Origin of the sequence: Thalassobacterium maritimum (assembly GCF_031127805.1) — a bacterium.
GTDB classification, from domain to species: Bacteria; Verrucomicrobiota; Verrucomicrobiia; order Opitutales; family Coraliomargaritaceae; genus Thalassobacterium; species Thalassobacterium maritimum.
Map to the genome: position 1 here is coordinate 1 of NZ_JARXHW010000030.1, position 17,999 is coordinate 17,999.

The following is a 17,999-nucleotide window of genomic DNA, read 5'->3' on the forward strand; positions in this document are numbered from 1 at the left end:
CAGGCTCGGGTGTCCGTCACCCGGGCCTGTTTAGTCTCCATAAGATCAGAATGATTCAAAGCCTGATCTAGGAGAGATCGGCACATAGCATCTACGCGTGGTTTGGAGCTGCGAAGGAAAGCGTAGCCTCAAAACTCTGTTTTGGGGAGCGTACTGCTGGACTTCCCACTTCTCACTTCCTACTGGCCCGCAGGGCCTCCGGCCCCGGTTCAGAGAACCGAGGATACCTGTGGTTTAGAGCTGCGAAGGAATACGTAGCCTCAAAACTCTGTTTTGAGGAGCGTACTGCTGGACTTCCCACTTCTCACTTCCTACTTCCTACTGGCCCGCAGGGCCCCCGGCCCCGGTTCAAAGAACCGAGGATACCTGTGGTTTAGAGCTGCGAAGGAATACGTAGCCTCAAAACTCCGTTTTGGGGAGCGTCAGGTTCAGCGAAGCGAAGATACCGCGTGCTTTTTAGCGTGGGTATGATCTAATGCGGCTCGATTATGAAGGACCGGATTCCAGCTATCGTACTTAAATACACGCAGGCACGCGAAATTGCAGCGCAGGCTGTGTTGCAAAAGCTTTGGAGCGGGTATGGCTCGATTGTGCGCTATCGTTTGTTGGGCGCTGAGATTCCGAGCGTGATCGTGAAGCATGTGTCGCCGCCGACTGCGGCCGACCATCCGCGTGGTTGGAATACCGATATTTCACATCAGCGCAAGTTGCGCTCTTATGCAGTGGAAACGGCGTGGTATCGTGAGTATGCGAATCGCTGTGGCGCCGACTGCCGGGTGCCGCATTGTCTTGCTGTGGTCAATGAGGGGGATGAAGTTGCGATGGTGTTGGAAGATTTAGATGCGGTTGGCTTTCCTGTGCGTAAGCAGTCGGTCTCCGAATCAGAGTTGATCGCATGCTTGTCATGGTTGGCTCATTTTCATGCGAGCTTTTTAAGTGTATCGGGGGATGGACTGTGGGCCTGCGGTTGCTATTGGCACTTAGAAACACGTCCCGATGAGTTGAAAGTATTGGCTGACGAAGATCCAGCGCTCTGGGCTGCTGCGGAGGCAATCGATTTGAAGCTTAAGGCTAGTCCGTATCGGACGCTGGTGCATGGGGATGCCAAGCTGGCCAATTTCTGCTTTTCGCAGAATGGTGAATCCGTGGCTGCAGTCGATTTTCAGTATGTTGGAGCCGGTGTTGGTGTGCAGGATGTCGCTTATTTTCTGGGGAGTTGCTTGAGTGAGCAGGACTGTGCGCGTGCCGAGCAGGGGCTGTTAGATGTGTATTTTACGGCCTTGCGCGAGGCCATCTTGCTACGCGCAAGTGATCTTGATTTAGATGCGCTTGAAGCGAATTGGCGCGCGCTATATCCAGTGGCTTGGACCGACTTTCATCGTTTTCTGAAAGGCTGGAGTCCGGGGCATTGGAAAATTAATAGCTACAGCGAGCAGTTGGCTGCTTCGGTGTTGGCAGACATTGAAATGGAGGACAGATGCAATTAGATTCGCAGCAATTAAACACACTGGCAGACGTCGCTGGTGAGGCGGCCCGGCAGGCGGGGGCATTGATTCGCACTTTCACTGCTGGTGAGGTGGAGGTCTTTCGTAAAGAGGGGGGCGATAGTCTCGCATCTCAGGTTGTGACGGAAGTGGACGAGCGTAGTCAAGCGGTGATTCTTGAGCACTTGGAGTCCACGATTGTGAGCTACGATCTGGCCTTGTTGACAGAGGAGTTGACCGACGATGGCAGTCGCTTTGAGAAAGATTATTTTTGGTGTATCGATCCCTTGGATGGGACGCTCCCTTTTACGCAGGGAAAGCCCGGTTATGCGGTGGCGATTGCCTTAGTGCGCCGGGATGGAGTGCCGATGATTGGAGTGGTCTACGATCCTGTCCTGGATCGTTTATATCGTGCCGTTTCGGGGCAGGGCTTGCGCATCAATGGTCAAATCTATCAAGCGCCACTGGCGGTGAAACCCGCTGGTGCACGACTTAAGTTTTGTATGGACTGCACCTTTGAGACCGATCCGCGGCGTGAGGCTTTGAGCGCAGGCATGGAGGCTCTCGCACAGCGAGCGGGCTATGCGGGGGCGGTGATCGAAATACACGGCGGGGCGGTGTGTAATGCCTGTTATGTGCTCGAGCATCCTCCGGCGGTCTACCTCAAAGAACCAAAGCCAGAATTGGGCGGAGGTTCTTTTTGGGATTTCGCGGCGACTGCTTGTATCTTTCAAGAGGCTGGCGCCTCTGTTAGTGATTACCACGGTGCCCGCTTAGAGCTGAATTCTGCGCAGCATACGTTTTTTAATCATTGCGGCGTGCGTTTTTGTTCAGGATCTTTTACTCTTTAATGGCCCTGTGGGTAGCAATCCGATAACTGCCATACAGCACTGCGGCGCTGCCTAGCAGTTCATAGAAACTGAAAGTTTCGTCGAGTAATAAGATGCTGAAGCCCGCTGTCGCAGCAGGCGTTAGCATTTGCAAGGCCGAGCCTTTGGCGACTGTGAGGTGGCGAAAGGCTTCGGTTAGACAGAGTTGAGCACTTACTACTGTGACGGCAGCAATCAATAGGATGCTCTGTGCCGTGCAGTCGGCGACGATTAAGTCGGTTCGCGAAAATCCGCCTGCGATTATGACAGTGAATACGCATTGAGCTGCAAAAATATTACTGGTGCTTTCGCTGTGCCGTAGGTGTCGAATTAAAACCACGCAGAATCCACCGGCGGCGGCTCCTGTCAGCGCGAGTAGATCGAAGGCTAATTTGGCTTCGCCAATCCCGTTTCCAGATAAGACTGCCACCATGCCGACGATTGTTAGGCCAATATAAAAGAAATAGCTGCGATAGAGCTGTTCTTTTAATAAGACTGCGGCAAAGATCGCACCGAAGAGCGGCCATACGCCCGCAATGATTCCCGCGCGTCCGGCCCCAAGCTCCATGATACAGAAGTAGTAAACGGGAATCGTGAGTCCGCCAACAAGTCCGCGGATGAAAAGGAGCTTGCGTGTGAAAATGTGGTGCAGGCTGAGTGTGCCGGTGCGTTTTTGCATGGCAAAGACGACTGCCAGACCCACAATTCCGCGATAAGTAGCTGCAACCCAGCCGTCGATGCCATGTGCTGTGTGGGCATAGCTCAGCAATAGCGATGTGGCCGCAAAGAGTGTGACTGAGCTTAACATCAGTAGGATGCCTCGACGCTCGGAGGGTGGGAGGTCTATTCTTTTCATTTTTCGATGAGTGGATGGAAGACATGCTCCAGTGGAACTCCTCGAAGACGATAGACCGTTCTATGCAAATTCGGAGACCACTGAAAGCGGGTCTCCGTGTAATCTGTGTTTCAGCTACAATTGACCCGTTTCGTGTGCTTTCACACGAATAATGACGAGCCAAGTTAGTTGATTAATTTGCATAAGAGATTTGGAAGATGAAAAAAGGTCGCTGGATGGCAAGCATTGAATTGGAGGGCAGAGAGTCTCGATGCGTGGGGGAGTCAGAGCGTTAAGCTAAAACTTCGTTTGGGGGTGCATTGGAATTGCTCTTTGTGCTCTCATGGGGCTGACCCGTGTTCTACTTAATAGATACTGAATAACCTAAAGGAGACTGATTATGCCAAAATTAATGATTGAACGATCCACTGTGATTGAGGCCCCTTTGGATGCTGTCTATGCGCTGGTGCGTGATTTTAAACGTTGGCCGGAGTGGTCGCCTTGGTTGAGTGCGGAAAAAGAAGCGACGCTTTCTTTCGGGGAGGAGGGTCGTTCTTATGCCTGGAACGGTAAGATTGTGGGCAGTGGTGAGATGCGACTATTGGATGCGGTGGAGAATCAATCTTTGCAGATGCAACTGGATCTGTTGACGCCGTGGAGATCGCAGTCGCAGGTGCGTTTTGAATTCGAATCCCTGCTGAGCTTGTTTATCGTGAATTGCCTGCGCTCGAAGCCTATGCGGTGCAACACACGGGGGCGTATCGTCACTTGGGCAATGCCTGGTCGGCAGGCATGTTACGCGGCCGCCAGAAAGTGTTTAAGCAGAGTAAGAAAGTCTTTCCCTTCGAAGTGTATGTAACCGAGTTGGATTCGGTGCCAGAGCCTGAGATCGTAACTCAAGTGTATTTCCCCCGGGCTTAGACTCGTCCGCCGCCGCCGTTCGCCAGTCGCCAGTCGCCGTCCGCCGCCGCCAGTCGCTGCGAGTTCTGATCTAGTTGGCAGGCTGCAGAGAGCTGGCGGAGACGCTACGGTTCCAGAGTTCTTTGCCCTCCATACTCAGCACCCGCATGGTGAGCACGCGATCTTCTTCCGGACCGCTGAATTCTATCAAGGCGAAGTGGCGTTCGAAGGTGCTGCTGCCAGGTTGGCGGAAGAAGTTGAGCTCGTCTTCATTGTCGCCTGGGCGCGCAGTGAGCGGGCCAACTGTAAGATCGTAGAGATTGTAGCTGCTGGCATGTACGAGTCGAGTGAGTTCGCCGTAGCTTTTTCCGCCGCTGATGAAAAATAGGCCGGCGATACGTTCTTCGCGCAGCATTTGCAGGAATTCGGTGTGTTCGCTTTCGGCGTAGCTGAGATTGCTGCGGGAATCCGCGGGATTTAAGATCGGGGCACCTGCGATAATAAGCTTAAAGCTGGCTGTGCTTTGGATGAGTGCTTGACGCAGCCAGGCGATCTGTTCTTCACCCAAAATTTGCACGCGGGTGGATGCGTTCGGGGTGTCGTTGCGGTAGCTGCGCACATCGAGCATAAAGAAGTCCACGTCGGCGTAGCGGAATTGAGTGGCGACCCCATCGAGCTGGCTGACTTGAATGGGTCGAGGCCAGAAGGCTTTGAAGCTGCGCTCGGCGATGGGGCGGGTGGTGCTGCGTTGTCCACCGTGGGGGGCGCCAAAGTCGGCTTCGCCCCAAGTGGCGTAGTGTGGGATACTTTGCAGTAGTTGCTTGAGTTGTGGGAGTGCTCGGGCTTGAGCGAAACGCTTTAAGTAGCCGCTTTGAGTGGTCCAGTCACTGCGACGCAGGTGTGCAGTGTTGCCCGCCCAGACCATGAGTGCGGGCTTGCTGTCGGCAATGCTATTAAAGATATCATAGCCTGCGCCTAGGGTTTGATAGGGGGGCTCAAAGCCTTCTTCGACTGCGTAGTGAGCGCCAGCGACGGCAATTTTAAAGTCCGGTGGTGGGCTGCGGTCGAAGTAGTTGGCCGGGCTGTTGAAATGAGCGGGGCTTGTGACGAGTTCGCCGTTCAGCTCGACGCGGTAGCTGTAGTGAATACCAGGTTCGACTTGATCGAGTGTGACGACTGCGGTGTGCGCGAGTGTATTTCTAGTTTGAACCGGACTGCTCCATGTCAATTCGGCATCGTTGCCATTGGCGGCGTATGCGATCCGCACTACGGAGGGCTCGTCTGTCTGCAGCCATATCTTAGCTTCGCGCATGTCTAAATGGCTGAGCATGGGGCCATTGACCAGAGCGCCGTGGAGTGCAGAGCTGGCGAGACTGAGGATTAAGAGGCAAAGGGAAGAAATGCGGTGTATAGGCATGGGATCAGTTGAAATAGATACTGCCTACATTGGGCCTATTGACTGCACGAGGTCAAGAAACCTTAATCTTCGCGTAGCGAGCAAAATGTAGTGTGTTGACCACGCGAGCCATGAGTGGAGGCTGGGTCATCGGGGCGGTTTGAATGGCTTTGAATATATTGCCTAGCAAGAGTTCGCGTTCATCGGATTTCGGGAGGTATCGGTGGCGCACTTCGACGAGCTCCGGGCGTAGTTCCAGCCAGAGAGCCTTGATTTCGCTCACACGTGGGAAGCTAGCAAGACGATCGCAGAGTGCTTTGTTCGCGCGCAAGTTGGGGGATTGGTCCATTGCGATGCTAATTGCTTCGAGGCATTCGCGCTCTTCAGTGGCGAGGGTTTGCCAGCGGATACCACAGAGCTCGCAGCGTGCTTGCGAGAGTCGGCGGTGGAGCGCGCGTGGGCGAGTGCGCATCAGCAATGCGACCCAGCGCAAGGGCCAGTTTTCAAATTCGTAGGCGATGAAGGCGAAGCGGTTCTTGGGCGCCAGTAAGCGTAGCTTAGTGACTAGCGCTTCAGAGGATCGAATACTGCCCTGGTCGGGGGCATTTTCGAATAGGGCGCTGGCCAGCATATACTCGAAGTCGGAGACTCGCTCCGCATAGGGGAGATGCTGCCACAGTGCAGTGAATACTTGTTCCACACGAGCAAAGCGAGTGGTCACAGGTTCGCGCAAGCAGCCTCCGAAATAAACCAGTGAGAGGTCCAAATAATACGAAACAAGAGCGAGATAGGCCTCCGTGTCGCCCGCTTTTGCCAACTTGAGCTGAGCCCGGCTGGCTTTGCGTTCAGGTGTCGCGTGGGTCAGTCGGAAAAGGGTGCTTCGTAGGGAGCTCATGACACGTGTGAGTGTGCAGGTGGGTCGCTAGTAGTGAGTCGCTAGTGGTGGGGCGCTAGTAATGAGTCGCTAGTAATGAGTCGCTAGTAATGAGTCGCTAGTCTTGCTCACCCGGTCGCCGCTGGCACTCGTGCCGACAGTCGCCCATGACTCGAATCCATAGCTCGCGTAGGTCGAAGAGGCGGATGCGCGCCTCATGACAGAAGCCGTTGACGAAGGCCTCGTTGGGATGCGTGAGTTGGTTGAGCAGGTGTAAAGTTTGATTGAGTGCGCTGAGGCTGTTTTTTAGATGGCAAATGGACAGGCCGAAGTCCCCCAAATCCAAGGCTTGGATGGAGAGCAACACGTTCATTTCTGCCTGGTGTAAGCTATTGGCATAATCCCAGCAGAGCTTAGGCGATACCGCATACTCGCTGTGCACCATGAAGTGTTCCCAGCTTTGGTGCAGATAGCGATAAAGCGAGCGGGTGACGACAAATACCGGGTGGCGGTGCAGAGTGTAGGGGGCGCCACTTTGATCACTCATTTCGCTGTCTTCATCACGGTCGCTGTCTTCGCCGAAGCTGTTCAAGCCGTCTATGTCGTTGGAAGTGTCTGATGTGTCGTCCCCAGAGTCTTGCGCATGATCCATGAAACTTAACTCGTCGGTCATGGAGATGTCTTCAGCATCCCATCCCATCAAAGAGGCGACCTCGTCGAGATGGTTGGGTTTATCTTTTAAACTATTATAAATGCTGAGGAAGCGCGCAGTATCTCGGTCGGAACCTTTTAAATAGTTTCGCCACTGGGACTCGCTCCAGTATGGTTCACTGGAGAATTCTTCCCAGTCGCCTTCAGAATGGTCGAAATTTGGATCGCTCATAAGCTGCGGTTGTTCCGCATAGTGCTGGAATTTGTTGTTTTGCTTTTAAAAATCAACCCCCTTTTACGAATCTGAGCGCTTTTCATCACAGCTCCGCTACTGGCCACAAAGAAGCTGCTGTAAGTCAGCGGGTTCTAGAAATCCATTTGTATGCATTTTTTATGCTAAATGACTTTGCTATCCGAATACGATGCGTAAGACTTTCCTTATGCCTAAAAAGAAAACTGCGAAGAAAGCCGCCAATAATAAGAATCAAGCCTATCAAGCACCTGAATTTCTGGTCGACTTGTTGAATGCACGTTCCCCGACGGGGGCAGAGTATGAAGCGCAAGCTGTGGTCGACCAATATGTGGAGGATGAGGTCGATGCTTATCGTCGTGACACGATGGGGAATCGTTTTGCTACAGTGAATCCAGACGGTGATCCGAAGCTGTTGTTTGCGGGTCATATCGATGAGCTGGGGCTGATCATCACTTATATCAATGATCAGGGCTTTGTTTATTTCGACACCTTGGGCGGCCACGATAAATCGATGATCTCGGGGCGTCGTGTCTCTATTTTGACAAAGAACGGCATCGTCAAAGGCGTGACAGGGAAGCGCGCCATTCACTTGATGAGTGCTGAAGATCGCAAAAAGGTGCCTGAAACGCACGAGATCTGGATTGATCTCGGAGTGAAGGACAAGGCCGAAGCAGAAGGCTTGGTTCGCATTGGGGATACTGCTGTTTACGACCAAAGCTTTGAGCTGGTGCGTGGCAGTGTCGGCGTGGCACGTGCTTTTGATGATAAAGCGGGGGCTTATGCTGTGATGGAAGCTGTGCGCCGCTTGACCAAGGGCAAGTTGGACGCGCGTGTGACTGCAGCGGCCACCACACAGGAGGAAATTGGCACCCGCGGGGCGATGACTGCTGCGTTCTCGGAAAATCCAGATTTCGCGATTGCGGTGGACGTTGGGCATGCGACGGATTCGCCGGATTGCGATCCACGTAAATATGGTAGCTTTAAGCAAGGGGGAGGCCCGATCATTTGCCGCGGACCGAACATCAACCCGGTCATTTTCGATCTCATCGTGCGAGCTGCGGAGAAGAATAAGATTCCATATCAGGTCGAAGCCGATCCTCGGCCTACTGGCACCGATGCGCGTGCGATTCAGGTCGCACAGGCTGGTATCGCCACCGGCTTGCTTTCGATCCCGCTGCGTTACATGCACACGCCCAGTGAAATGGTAGATCTCGAGGATATTGAGCATACCGTGCAGTTGCTGGTGGCTGTGGCGAAGTCGCTCAAAAAGGGGGACCGTGGCATTTGGTAACGAATGAGCTCCAAAAATCTTAAAATTATTGGCTGGAAGGAAACGGTTGATCTGCCGGACTGGGGGATCGAGTCGATCATTGCGAAAAGTGATACCGGCGCGCGTCGCTCGGCACTGGATGTCTGCAATGTCGTCGAGTTGCCAGACAATCAAATTCAGTTCGACATCGTGCTGGATCGTAAAGATCGCTCGCGCACCAAGACGGTGGTCGCGCCGATTGATCATCAGACGCATGTGCGCTCCAGTAATGGAGAGCAGCATGAGCGCTACTTTGTGCGCACTCGCTTAGTGGTGCACGGTCGAGAAAAGGAGGTGGAGTTTAGCCTCGTTTCGCGGGAGAGCATGGTCTGTCGCATCCTGCTCGGACGAAAAGCGCTGGAAGGCGATTTTCTAGTCGATTCTTCGCAAAAACACGTCACACGTCCACGCAGGAAAGTTCGCGATCTGGATGATCCACAAGTTATATGAATATTGCCATTCTCTCTCGGGGCCCTAAGCTCTACAGTACGAAGCGTTTACGTGAGGCTGCGCTTGCGCGTGGGCATCGCGTGCGTATTTTTGATACGCTCAAATTTGGCCTATATCTGCGACAGGGCGAGCCGGATGTGACTTATGCGGGCAAGCCGATCAGCCACTACGACGCGATCATTCCACGTATCGGGACCTCGGTGACTTTTTACGGCACCGCAGTGGTGCGGCAGTTCGAGCAAATGGGGACCTTTTGTCTGAACACTGCGGACTCTATTCTCGCTTCGCGGGACAAGCTTTCTTCAATGCAGGCCCTTAGTCGGCATGACATTGGGATCGCGGAGACTGCCTTTGTGCGCAATCAAAAGGACATCTTGCAGGCCATTCAAGAGATGGGGGGCGCGCCGGTAGTCATCAAGCTGCTTTCAGGCACTCAAGGCGTGGGCGTGATTTTGGCGGAGTCAAATAAGGTGGCCGAAGCGATTATTGAGACCCTCTCCAGTGTGCAGCAAAATGTGCTGGTGCAGAAATTCGTCTCCGAGTCCAAGGGGCGCGACATCCGCGCCTTCGTGGTGGGCGACCGTGTGGTGGGCGCGATGCGGCGCACCGCCGTGGGGCAAGAATTTCGCAGTAATGTCCACCGTGGCGGTAAGACGGAGCTGGTGAAACTGGACGAAGCTTACGAGCGCACCGCGGTGCGGGCGGCTCAGATACTCAACCTCAAAGTCGCTGGCGTAGATATGTTGGAAGGCAAAGATGGACCTGTGATCATGGAGGTTAATTCCTCGCCGGGGCTGGAAGGCATCGAGGGAGCCACTGGCTTGGACATCGCGGGCGAAATCATACAATTCACCGAGGAGCAGATTAAATTTGGTAACTTCAATATTCGAGAACGCCTGTCGTTGACTAAGGGGTATACTGTGACCGAATTCAATGTGGCGCCCAATGCGCCCATCGTTGGGCAGACCATTGAGTCGAGTGGTTTGCGCGAGCGTGACATCGTAGTGTTGCGCCTCTCTCGTGGGGGCGAGCAGATTGCCAATCCGCGCAAGGAACGCGAGATCTTGGAGGGCGATAGCTTGCTTTGCTATGGCAGTCAGATTGCTTTAAGTACCTTTTTGCCCGAGCGCCTAGCAAAAAAGAAGCGGCGTAAGCTTAAAAAGATGCCTGTAGAAAGTGAGGCTTCCTAAGATGCCAGGACCCCAGCCATTTTTGATCGCTGGTGAGCGCATCCGGCTAGGAGAATCTAAGGATGTGAGACTGGAGATTTCGGAAACTTACACCGGAGATAAAATCTGTATCCCGCTGCGTGTGATGCGGGCGATGGAGCCCGGGCCGACCATCTTTATAACGGCTGCGATACATGGTGATGAGGTTAATGGCACCGGAATTATCCACGACTTCTTATTTGGCCAAACGGTTGATTTGAAGCGAGGGACTTTAGTGCTGGCACCTGTCATCAATGTGTTCGGATTTGAGACCCATGAGCGCTACTTGCCCGATCGTCGTGATCTGAATCGCTCCTTTCCGGGCTCGAAAAACGGCAGCCTCGCCAGTCGGATCGCCAACACTTTGATGACGGAGCTGGTAGATAAATGCGATTATGGAATCGACCTCCATACTGCTGCGGCCCAACGGACGAATTTTCCCAACATTCGGGCGGATTTGACCGACCCTGCAGCGCGGCGCCTAGCTGAAGCTTTTGGCTGCGTCATGGTGGTGGACGGCAAAGGACCGCTTGGATCTTTTCGACGTGAATCAACCCGTCGGGGCTGTCCCACTATCATACTCGAAGCTGGAGAGCCCTGTAAGGTGGAGCCCAGTGTGTTGCAGATCGGAATACAAGGCATTCGCAATGTGTTATCGAGTCTCGGCATGATTGACGAGCCACAGGTCCGGCCACCATTTCTTGCCAAAGTGCGCAAGATGCAGTGGGTTCGGGCGACGGTGGGAGGCATTTTGAAGTTTCACGTCAGCCCCGGCGACTTTGTCGAAGCGGATCAAGCCGTGGCGACTAACTATAGTATCATGGGAGTTGAGCAGAACGTGCTGCGCTCTCCGAATCATGGTATCATCTTAGGCATGGCGACCATGCCTGCCGTTAAGCCAGGTGAACCGATTTGTAATGTGGCCACGCTGACTGCGCAACAATTGAAGCGTTACCGTGCGAAATTGGAGCAAGCTAAAGCTGATCCGCATGCTCAAGCCCAGAGCGATCTGGCCACTAGTATGGATGTGGTGGACGCGTCGCAGTCCGGTGCTTGATGATTGATTGTGCCTTATGTCATCGGAATCTGAGCCTATTCAATCAAGCTCACCGCAGCCTGCGATTGTGTGTCGCGAGCAGGGCGATTGTGACGATCTAGATCTTAAGCTTTCGCGGGCTTGGCTGCGAATTGCGATTGCTGGTGTGTTTGCCGGGCAGGGTATGGTTTTTTCGCTCGCACTGAATATGACGCCGCCTCCCTTCGGTTCGTTACCTTATTGGATTTTGCATGGCGGTTTGATTTTTTCATCGCTGGTGGTGATGGCTTTTCTTGGCGGGCCACTCTTTGCGTCCACTTGGGGGATGTTGCGAGGTCGCCGACTCTCGATTGAAGGCCTGTTTACGCTTAGCTTGTTGGGGGCCTTTGTCGGTTCGGTGGTGGGCTCAGTTACGGGGCAGGGCTCTGTCTATTATGAGGTGGTGGCGATTGTCATCGCGATTTACACCTTTGGGCGCATGTTGGGTGAGCGCTCACAGTCGCGTATGAAGTTGGAGAGTGCCCGCTTGCGGGAACGCTTTGAGCGGGCGGAAGTTTTGCAGTCATCGGGCGAGTGGATGTCGCAGGCCGTGGCTGAGGTGGCGGTAGGTGCCAGGGTGCGGGTTGAGCCTGGAGCGGCCTTTACTTTGGATGGTGTCATACGCAGTGGAGTGGGCTATGTGCAAGAGACCGCCCTAACTGGAGAGCCTTTGCCGGTGGTCAGACGGGTGGGGGATCGCGTCCGCGCGGGCACGTGGGCGGTCGACAGTCGTTTTGAGATGGAAGTAGAGCGAGGGGCGGGAGCGCGTGAGCTTGACGAGATTCTAGAGGCTGTGGAAGGGGCGGACGGGCAAGCATCCGATTTGCAGACTCAAGCGAATGCTTTAATTCGAGTGTTTTTACCCCTAGTGGTCAGTGTGAGCTTCGTGACTGCGCTCGTGTGGTATTTTTTAGGCAGCTGGGTGGATGCAGTGTTAAATAGTATGGCGGTGCTACTGGTGGCTTGCCCCTGTGCTCTGGGCTTGGCCACGCCGGTCGCAATCTCCCAGGGACTCTTTCGTTTGGCACAGCTTGGTTTGGTCACCCGTGATGGAGCCTTTATAGATGCGCTGGCACGTACTGAGCGGATTTTCTTCGATAAAACAGGCACCTTGAGCGAATCGACATTGCGGGTGACTGAAGTGTGGGTCGAGCCAGACCTGCCTTTGCCTCGGGCTGATTTGCTGGCGGCGATTCTGTTGGCGGAGTCGAGCTTGGCACATCCAGTGGCGCGTGCGCTGGTGCAGTATCTGCAGGCAAATGAGGGAGATGCTGCTTGCACGACCACACGGGGGCGCGCCGGACTGGTGGTCGAAGATCTTCATTTGCTGAGCGGACAGGGGGTCGCGTTTCGCCTGCAGGTGTCGCAGCATTTCTATTCATTACAAGTGGGGGAGGCGAGTTTACTGCCATCGGAGGCTGACAGGCTGCGAGTGGGCGCGCAATTGCACGAGTCGCAAGGTAAGCGAGTATATGTTTTAATAGAGGGAAGAGTCGCAGCTTGTTTTGTTTTACAGGAGCGATTGAGAGCAGGCGTGCCAGCAATCTGGCAGCGGCTGGATGATTTGGGGGTATATGCGAGTATTTTGACTGGAGATCCCTTTCCTGAAGTTGAATTGCCCAGTCATGTGTTGCTTGAAGCAGGTTTGAGTTCCTCGGATAAGGTCAAGCGCATCTCTGCCGCACGGGAGGCGGGGCAAACACCCTTGTTCGTGGGCGATGGAATTAATGATGCAGCTGCTATGACGCAAGCGAGCGGCTCCATTGCGATGCATTCGGGCACAGGTTTGGCCCGCTCGGTAGCCATGGCGCAATTGACTGCTGATCGAGTTGAAGTGATTCCAGCGGGTATTGGCTTGGCGCGTGATTTGCATAGACGCTTACGCGGGAATCTTATCTATGCGGCTGCCTATAATGCGGTGGGTATGCTGCTCGCTGCGCTGGGCCTATTGCATCCGATTGCTGCGGCTTTAATTATGCTAGTGTCGAGCTTTTGGGTGACTGCTCGCGCTCTTAAGCAACCTTCGTGCCAGTGAGAAATTGTAGCTGTGCTGTTACGATAGTGTCGCTTATGGCGACTATGCGGCCCACTTATTTAATACTAACTCTTGATAGAGCTGAATCTCAATACTTAGGCTCTGTTTTTAAGCCGCTGATTTACCTAAAGCCCTATTTTATGCGGGTTCGCGGGCAATTTGCCATCTTTGTTATTGAGACTGATACTCAGTCGCTATTGTGGCGATGTGAATAAGTTCCACTCTTTTGTCATCAATTGCAAAAAACGGTTGCCATGCCAATTAGGGGCACTTTTAACAGTGCTTTTTTACGACGCATGGACAGCGAACCTACCACTAACCGAAAAGGATTTCTAAAACGCGCAGGCCTGGCAATAGCTGGGGTCTTTGCCGTTTCGTCGATTGCGCGCACAAGTCGCAGTGATCGCAGTGATCAAACACAAACGGCCTCGCAGGGCATTTCAACGAGTGCATCCGCTAATATATCTGCGAGTGCACTGGCACGGGTTCGCACAGCTAAAGGTGCTGTTGCGCGCAAGGTATAATATAAGGGGCTCATAGCGGGCCCTCGATCAATATAAGGTTCACCGAATTTTACTAATTAAAAGCAATGGCGAATGTATTTCCTAAGTGGGTCAACACGATCCCTATCAAAGTAATTGTTGCAATTATCCTCACCGTGACCGCGGTCGTGTGTGGTGTGACGTATTATGCGACTCCTAAATACACCCGTGTGGGCTATGCACCGATTCAGCCGGTTGCATTCAGTCACGCGCTGCACGCAGGTCAGTTGGACATTGACTGTCGCTATTGCCATACTTTCGTGGATCGCTCAGAGCACTCCAATGTGCCGGCTGCCAATGTCTGTATGACATGTCACAGTATGGTGCGTAAGGACGATCCTATGCTGGCTCCTGTCAAAACGAGCTATGAGTCGGGCGAGCCGATTCCTTGGGTCCGTGTGCACAAGACACCTGATTACGTCTACTTCAATCACTCTGTGCACGTCAATCGTGGTGTGAGCTGCGTGGAGTGTCATGGTCGCGTGGATGAGATGGATGTCGTCACGCACAAAGAATCCTTCAGCATGAGCTTCTGCCTGGATTGCCACCGCAACCCAGAGGAGCATGTGCGCCCACCAGAAGAAGTGTATAACCTGGATTGGGAACGTCCCGACACTGAAGACTTTAAAAAGGAAGCTGTTGGTTTTGTTCACGACTGGAAAGTCAACCCACCGCAAAGCTGTTCTGGCTGCCACCGTTAATCGATTTTATTTGAGCTATGAATAACTCTGAATTTTCAGGTCCTCGCTATTGGAAAAGCCTCGACGATCTCGCAGAAACGCCCGCTTTTTCCGAGTGGGTGCAGCGTGAGTTCCCCGCAGGTGCCTCCGAGATGGAAGGCGTCAATCGCCGTCAATTTATGAAGGTTATGGCCGCATCGTTCGGCTTGGCTGGTCTCGGGATGGCGGGTTGCCGTCGTCCGGAGCAGAATATCCTTCCATATTCGAAGCAGCCAGAGAACTTGATTCCTGGTGTGCCCGTATACTATACATCTTCTCAGCCTGGCGCGCGTGATAATGTGCCAGTGATCGTGGAAACCCACACGGGGCGCCCGACTAAGATTGAAGGTAATCCTAGTTACAAGCCATACGGCGGAGCTACTTCGGTCTACACCCAGGCCAGCATCTTGGACCTGTATGATCCAGACCGTGCAACTAAAAGCAGTGTGAGCGATACTGCTGTGCGTGATCGCCTCGCAGCAATCAGCAAAGCACATGCCGCTGATGAAGGAAAAGGTTTGGTCTTCTTGGCCGAGCCGAGCACTTCTCCGAGCCGTGCGGCTCTGGTGGCGCAGATTAAGAAAAAATTCCCACAAGCGACTTGGACGGAATACACCGCGATCGATCAAAGCACGTCTGAGCAAGCAGCCAAAGCTGTATTCGGTAAGACGCTGCGTTCGATCCCTGAGTTCGACAAGGCCAAGCGTGTGCTTTCCTTGGATGCGGATTTCCTTTTGAATGCGGATGCTTCTATCGGTCTGGCTCGCGATTTCGTTAAGACTCGTAAGGTTAAAGACTCGAAGGATGCGACCAAGATGAGCCGCCTATATGCGGTTGAAAGCTCTTTGACTTCGACGGGCGCCATGGCGGATCACCGCCTGCGCTTGAGTAGTAGTCAAATGGGCGCTTTTATCGCACAACTTGCTGCAGCGATGGGTGTGAAACTTTCGGCCAGCGCTCAAAAGGCCGCTGCTACACTCAAGGTCGACAGCAAGTGGGTCGAGGAGTGTGCATCCGACCTTGCAGCCAATAAAGGCCATGCAATCGTCGTGGCGGGGGAGCATCTCTCCAAGTCGGCGCATGCAATCGTGATTGCCATCAACGAAATCTTGTCCGCTCCGGTCAAATATGTGGAAGTTGCAGATGCTGAAGCGGGCATTGCTGATGCAGTGGCTCGCCTCAATCAAGGCGATGTTGAAACACTTTTCATTCTTGGTGGTAACCCCGTTTATAATGCGCCCGTTGATCTCGACTGGGCCGCTGCGCAAGCAAAGGCCAGCGAGAGCATTTATTTCGGTAGCGATAAAAACGAGACTGCAAAAGCTGCAAAACTCGTGATTGCCGCTTCGCACTACCTCGAAAGCTGGGGCGATGGCCGCACTTTCGATGGCACACTCGTGCCCGTGCAGCCGATGATTGAGCCACTCTTCCCGACCTTCAGTGAGTTGGAAGTTTTGGCACGCCTCGCAGGCGCCCGCAAATACGATGCGTATTCCATCGTGCAAGACACGTTCAAGGCGCAGGGAGGCAGTGACTTTAACCGATTCCTCAGCGATGGTGTGCTCGATGGCAGTGCTTTCAAGCCCGTCAAGACGGGGGCTGCCGATCTTAGCGCAGCAGTACTGGCTGCTGACTTGGAAGCGCCTGAACTGAACGCGTCTAAGCTTGATGTTCGTTTTGCAGCGAGCTCGCATGCGGGAGATGGTCGCTATGCGAATAATGGCTGGATGATGGAATGTCCCGATCCTATGACCAAGTTGACTTGGGACAATGCGATCCTGATCAGCCCTCGTCTCGCTAAGGAATTGGAAGAGAAGGATGGAGTCCAAATTTTCCCAAGCAAAAAGCCCATGAATAAGGACAGTGAGTTCTTCGAGGGCGCAAAGGGCACACTGCAAACCAACAAAGCTACTTTCAAGCGCGGCAAGGAACAAGCTGTGGTCGCCGAGCTGACGCTGAACGGTCGCACCGTTAAGGGCCCGATTCACGTCGTGCCTGGTATGGCGAACTACACAGTCGTCTTGCCGCTCGGCCTCGGTCGCGAAACAGTCGGTCGTGTGGGGGCAGGTGTCGGTTTCAATGCTTACACTGTTCGCTCTTCGAACGCACTTGGAGTTGCGACTGGCGCTGCCTTGCAGCTGACTTCTGAAATCAGTCCACTGGCCAATACGCAAGAACACTGGTCGATGGAAGGCCGTGCGATCATCCGCGAGGGCAATGCTGATTATTATAAGAAGAATCCGGAATTTGCCAACAAGATGGGCGTCGAATCCCATGCTCCGGCCAATTACGGCAAGGATGCGGACAAGTCGCTACAAGAGAAGTCCACTAGTCAGTTCCGTGGTAACTCTGCGTATAAGCACCCCAGCTTCGCTGAGCCGGCACCCAATGTAAAGGTCTGGCAGGGCGAGGAAGCTCGTAAGCAATATCCCGATATTCAGCAGTGGGGCATGGCGATCGATTTGAACAGCTGCACCGGGTGCACCGCTTGTGTCGTGGCTTGTCAAAGCGAGAACAACGTGCCGATCGTCGGTAAGGATCAAGTTCTACGTGGCCGTGAAATGCACTGGATGCGTATTGACCGTTATTTCTCAGCGGAGAAATACGATCAGACTGAAGTGCCCGAAGATGTGCAGGTCTCGTTCATGAGCGTCATGTGCCAGCACTGTGAGAATGCACCTTGTGAGCAGGTTTGCCCTGTCAATGCTACCGTGCACGATACCCAAGGCCTCAATACCATGGCTTACAATCGTTGCGTCGGCACTCGCTACTGCGCAAATAACTGCCCGTATAAGGTGCGCCGCTTTAATTTCTTCGATTGGAACAAACGTCAGATCGGCGAAGTTTACAAGGGCCCATTAGGTCCTGTCGACGAGCCTGAATTGCAGAAGATGCAAAAGAATCCAAATGTCACTGTGCGCATGCGTGGTGTGATGGAGAAGTGCACCTACTGCACACAGCGTATCGAGTCTGCCAAGATCGAGCAGAAGCGCCTTGCAGGAGCGACCGGCAACATCAAGATTGCCGATGGCACAATCAAGACGGCTTGCCAACAAGTTTGCCCGACTGACGCCATCACTTTTGGTGATGTTTCCGATGCCAACTCTGAGGTGTCCAAAATCAAGGCGAGTGATCGTAATTACTCTGTCTTGGGCTACCTCAATGCACGCCCACGCACCACTTACTTGGCACGTTTGCGCAATCCAAATCCGAAGATGCCCGACGCTTACAAGAAGCCTTATGCCTATGCTCAATACGATGAGCGTTACGGCCACGGCAGCGGGGCTGCTCACGGTGACCACGACGCACACGCGGCTCCCAGCCACGATGCACACGGTGCAGCCGGCCACGACCACTCCTCTCATGAACATGAAGCCGCACCTGCCGCTCACTAAAATC

At 53.7% G+C, this 17,999-nt stretch carries 14 protein-coding genes; 10 read left to right on the top strand and 4 right to left on the bottom strand.

Going from position 1 to position 17,999, the window contains the following annotated elements:
- Positions 1–488 precede the first annotated feature (488 nt).
- Together QEH52_RS12705 and QEH52_RS12710 are read left to right on the top strand one after the other, a co-directional pair.
- Positions 489–1,487 carry a phosphotransferase gene (locus QEH52_RS12705; RefSeq protein ID WP_308950929.1) on the top strand — a complete coding sequence of 333 codons (999 nt, stop codon included), beginning with the start codon at positions 489–491 and terminating at the stop codon, positions 1,485–1,487.
- Complete coding sequence (locus QEH52_RS12710; protein ID WP_308950930.1) at positions 1,478–2,335, top strand: 3'(2'),5'-bisphosphate nucleotidase CysQ family protein; 858 nt, start codon at positions 1,478–1,480, stop codon at positions 2,333–2,335. Before QEH52_RS12705 ends, QEH52_RS12710 begins: the two co-directional genes overlap by 10 nt.
- On the opposite strand, the gene QEH52_RS12715 is transcribed toward QEH52_RS12710, so the two are convergent.
- Complete coding sequence (locus QEH52_RS12715) at positions 2,325–3,209, bottom strand: DMT family transporter (RefSeq protein ID WP_308950932.1); 885 nt, start codon at positions 3,207–3,209, stop codon at positions 2,325–2,327. The two genes, QEH52_RS12710 and QEH52_RS12715, sit on opposite strands and share 11 nt — an antisense overlap.
- A gap of 391 nt (positions 3,210–3,600) precedes the next feature.
- On the opposite strand from QEH52_RS12715, the gene QEH52_RS12720 reads away from it, so the two are divergent.
- A complete protein-coding gene (locus QEH52_RS12720; RefSeq protein WP_308950934.1) occupies positions 3,601–4,047 on the top strand; it encodes an SRPBCC family protein in 447 nt (148 codons plus the stop codon).
- 132 nt (positions 4,048–4,179) lie between these two features.
- Here the strand turns inward: QEH52_RS12720 and QEH52_RS12725 are convergent, their stop codons facing one another.
- The 3 genes from QEH52_RS12725 to QEH52_RS12735 all read right to left on the bottom strand — a co-directional run bounded on the left by QEH52_RS12725 (position 4,180) and on the right by QEH52_RS12735 (position 7,241).
- Positions 4,180–5,505, bottom strand: coding sequence for an alkaline phosphatase D family protein (locus tag QEH52_RS12725; RefSeq protein WP_308950936.1), 1,326 nt, complete (start codon positions 5,503–5,505; stop codon positions 4,180–4,182).
- Between the two features lie 52 nt (positions 5,506–5,557).
- Positions 5,558–6,379, bottom strand: a complete 822-nt coding sequence (locus QEH52_RS12730; protein WP_308950938.1) for a hypothetical protein — start codon at positions 6,377–6,379, stop codon at positions 5,558–5,560.
- 97 nt (positions 6,380–6,476) lie between these two features.
- Positions 6,477–7,241, bottom strand: a complete 765-nt coding sequence (locus QEH52_RS12735) for a hypothetical protein (protein ID WP_308950940.1) — start codon at positions 7,239–7,241, stop codon at positions 6,477–6,479.
- 208 nt (positions 7,242–7,449) lie between these two features.
- Here QEH52_RS12735 and QEH52_RS12740 point away from each other — a divergent pair, with 208 nt between their 5' ends.
- The 7 genes from QEH52_RS12740 (at position 7,450) to QEH52_RS12770 (ending at position 17,995) form a co-directional block, all read left to right on the top strand.
- Positions 7,450–8,553 (top strand): M42 family metallopeptidase, encoded by a 1,104-nt coding sequence (locus tag QEH52_RS12740; RefSeq protein WP_308950942.1) that lies wholly within the window; start codon positions 7,450–7,452, stop codon positions 8,551–8,553.
- Positions 8,554–8,556: 3 nt separating this feature from the next.
- Positions 8,557–9,021: an ATP-dependent zinc protease family protein gene (locus QEH52_RS12745; RefSeq protein WP_308950943.1), complete on the top strand. Its 465-nt coding sequence runs from the start codon at positions 8,557–8,559 to the stop codon at positions 9,019–9,021.
- On the top strand, positions 9,018–10,211 hold the full coding sequence (locus QEH52_RS12750) for a RimK family alpha-L-glutamate ligase (protein ID WP_308950944.1): 1,194 nt from the start codon (positions 9,018–9,020) through the stop codon (positions 10,209–10,211). The genes QEH52_RS12745 and QEH52_RS12750 overlap by 4 nt, the downstream gene beginning before the upstream one ends.
- A gap of 1 nt (position 10,212) precedes the next feature.
- Complete coding sequence (locus QEH52_RS12755; RefSeq protein WP_308950946.1) at positions 10,213–11,286, top strand: succinylglutamate desuccinylase/aspartoacylase family protein; 1,074 nt, start codon at positions 10,213–10,215, stop codon at positions 11,284–11,286.
- 16 nt (positions 11,287–11,302) lie between these two features.
- Complete coding sequence (locus QEH52_RS12760; protein ID WP_308950947.1) at positions 11,303–13,339, top strand: heavy metal translocating P-type ATPase; 2,037 nt, start codon at positions 11,303–11,305, stop codon at positions 13,337–13,339.
- 589 nt (positions 13,340–13,928) lie between these two features.
- Positions 13,929–14,582 carry a cytochrome c3 family protein gene (locus QEH52_RS12765; RefSeq protein ID WP_308950948.1) on the top strand — a complete coding sequence of 218 codons (654 nt, stop codon included), beginning with the start codon at positions 13,929–13,931 and terminating at the stop codon, positions 14,580–14,582.
- 17 nt (positions 14,583–14,599) lie between these two features.
- Positions 14,600–17,995: a TAT-variant-translocated molybdopterin oxidoreductase gene (locus tag QEH52_RS12770; RefSeq protein ID WP_308950950.1), complete on the top strand. Its 3,396-nt coding sequence runs from the start codon at positions 14,600–14,602 to the stop codon at positions 17,993–17,995.
- Positions 17,996–17,999: the final 4 nt, after the last annotated feature.

Bases quoted from the DNA above. Each gene is read 5' to 3' on its own strand.
- QEH52_RS12705 (WP_308950929.1), top strand. From the start codon at position 489: ATGAAGGACCGGATTCCAGCTATCGTACTTAAATACACGCAGGCACGC.
- QEH52_RS12710 (WP_308950930.1), top strand. From the start codon at position 1,478: ATGCAATTAGATTCGCAGCAATTAAACACACTGGCAGACGTCGCTGGT.
- QEH52_RS12715 (WP_308950932.1), bottom strand. From the start codon at position 3,209: ATGAAAAGAATAGACCTCCCACCCTCCGAGCGTCGAGGCATCCTACTG.
- QEH52_RS12720 (WP_308950934.1), top strand. From the start codon at position 3,601: ATGATTGAACGATCCACTGTGATTGAGGCCCCTTTGGATGCTGTCTAT.
- QEH52_RS12725 (WP_308950936.1), bottom strand. From the start codon at position 5,505: ATGCCTATACACCGCATTTCTTCCCTTTGCCTCTTAATCCTCAGTCTC.
- QEH52_RS12730 (WP_308950938.1), bottom strand. From the start codon at position 6,379: ATGAGCTCCCTACGAAGCACCCTTTTCCGACTGACCCACGCGACACCT.
- QEH52_RS12735 (WP_308950940.1), bottom strand. From the start codon at position 7,241: ATGAGCGATCCAAATTTCGACCATTCTGAAGGCGACTGGGAAGAATTC.
- QEH52_RS12740 (WP_308950942.1), top strand. From the start codon at position 7,450: ATGCCTAAAAAGAAAACTGCGAAGAAAGCCGCCAATAATAAGAATCAA.
- QEH52_RS12745 (WP_308950943.1), top strand. From the start codon at position 8,557: ATGAGCTCCAAAAATCTTAAAATTATTGGCTGGAAGGAAACGGTTGAT.
- QEH52_RS12750 (WP_308950944.1), top strand. From the start codon at position 9,018: ATGAATATTGCCATTCTCTCTCGGGGCCCTAAGCTCTACAGTACGAAG.
- QEH52_RS12755 (WP_308950946.1), top strand. From the start codon at position 10,213: ATGCCAGGACCCCAGCCATTTTTGATCGCTGGTGAGCGCATCCGGCTA.
- QEH52_RS12760 (WP_308950947.1), top strand. From the start codon at position 11,303: ATGTCATCGGAATCTGAGCCTATTCAATCAAGCTCACCGCAGCCTGCG.
- QEH52_RS12765 (WP_308950948.1), top strand. From the start codon at position 13,929: ATGGCGAATGTATTTCCTAAGTGGGTCAACACGATCCCTATCAAAGTA.
- QEH52_RS12770 (WP_308950950.1), top strand. From the start codon at position 14,600: ATGAATAACTCTGAATTTTCAGGTCCTCGCTATTGGAAAAGCCTCGAC.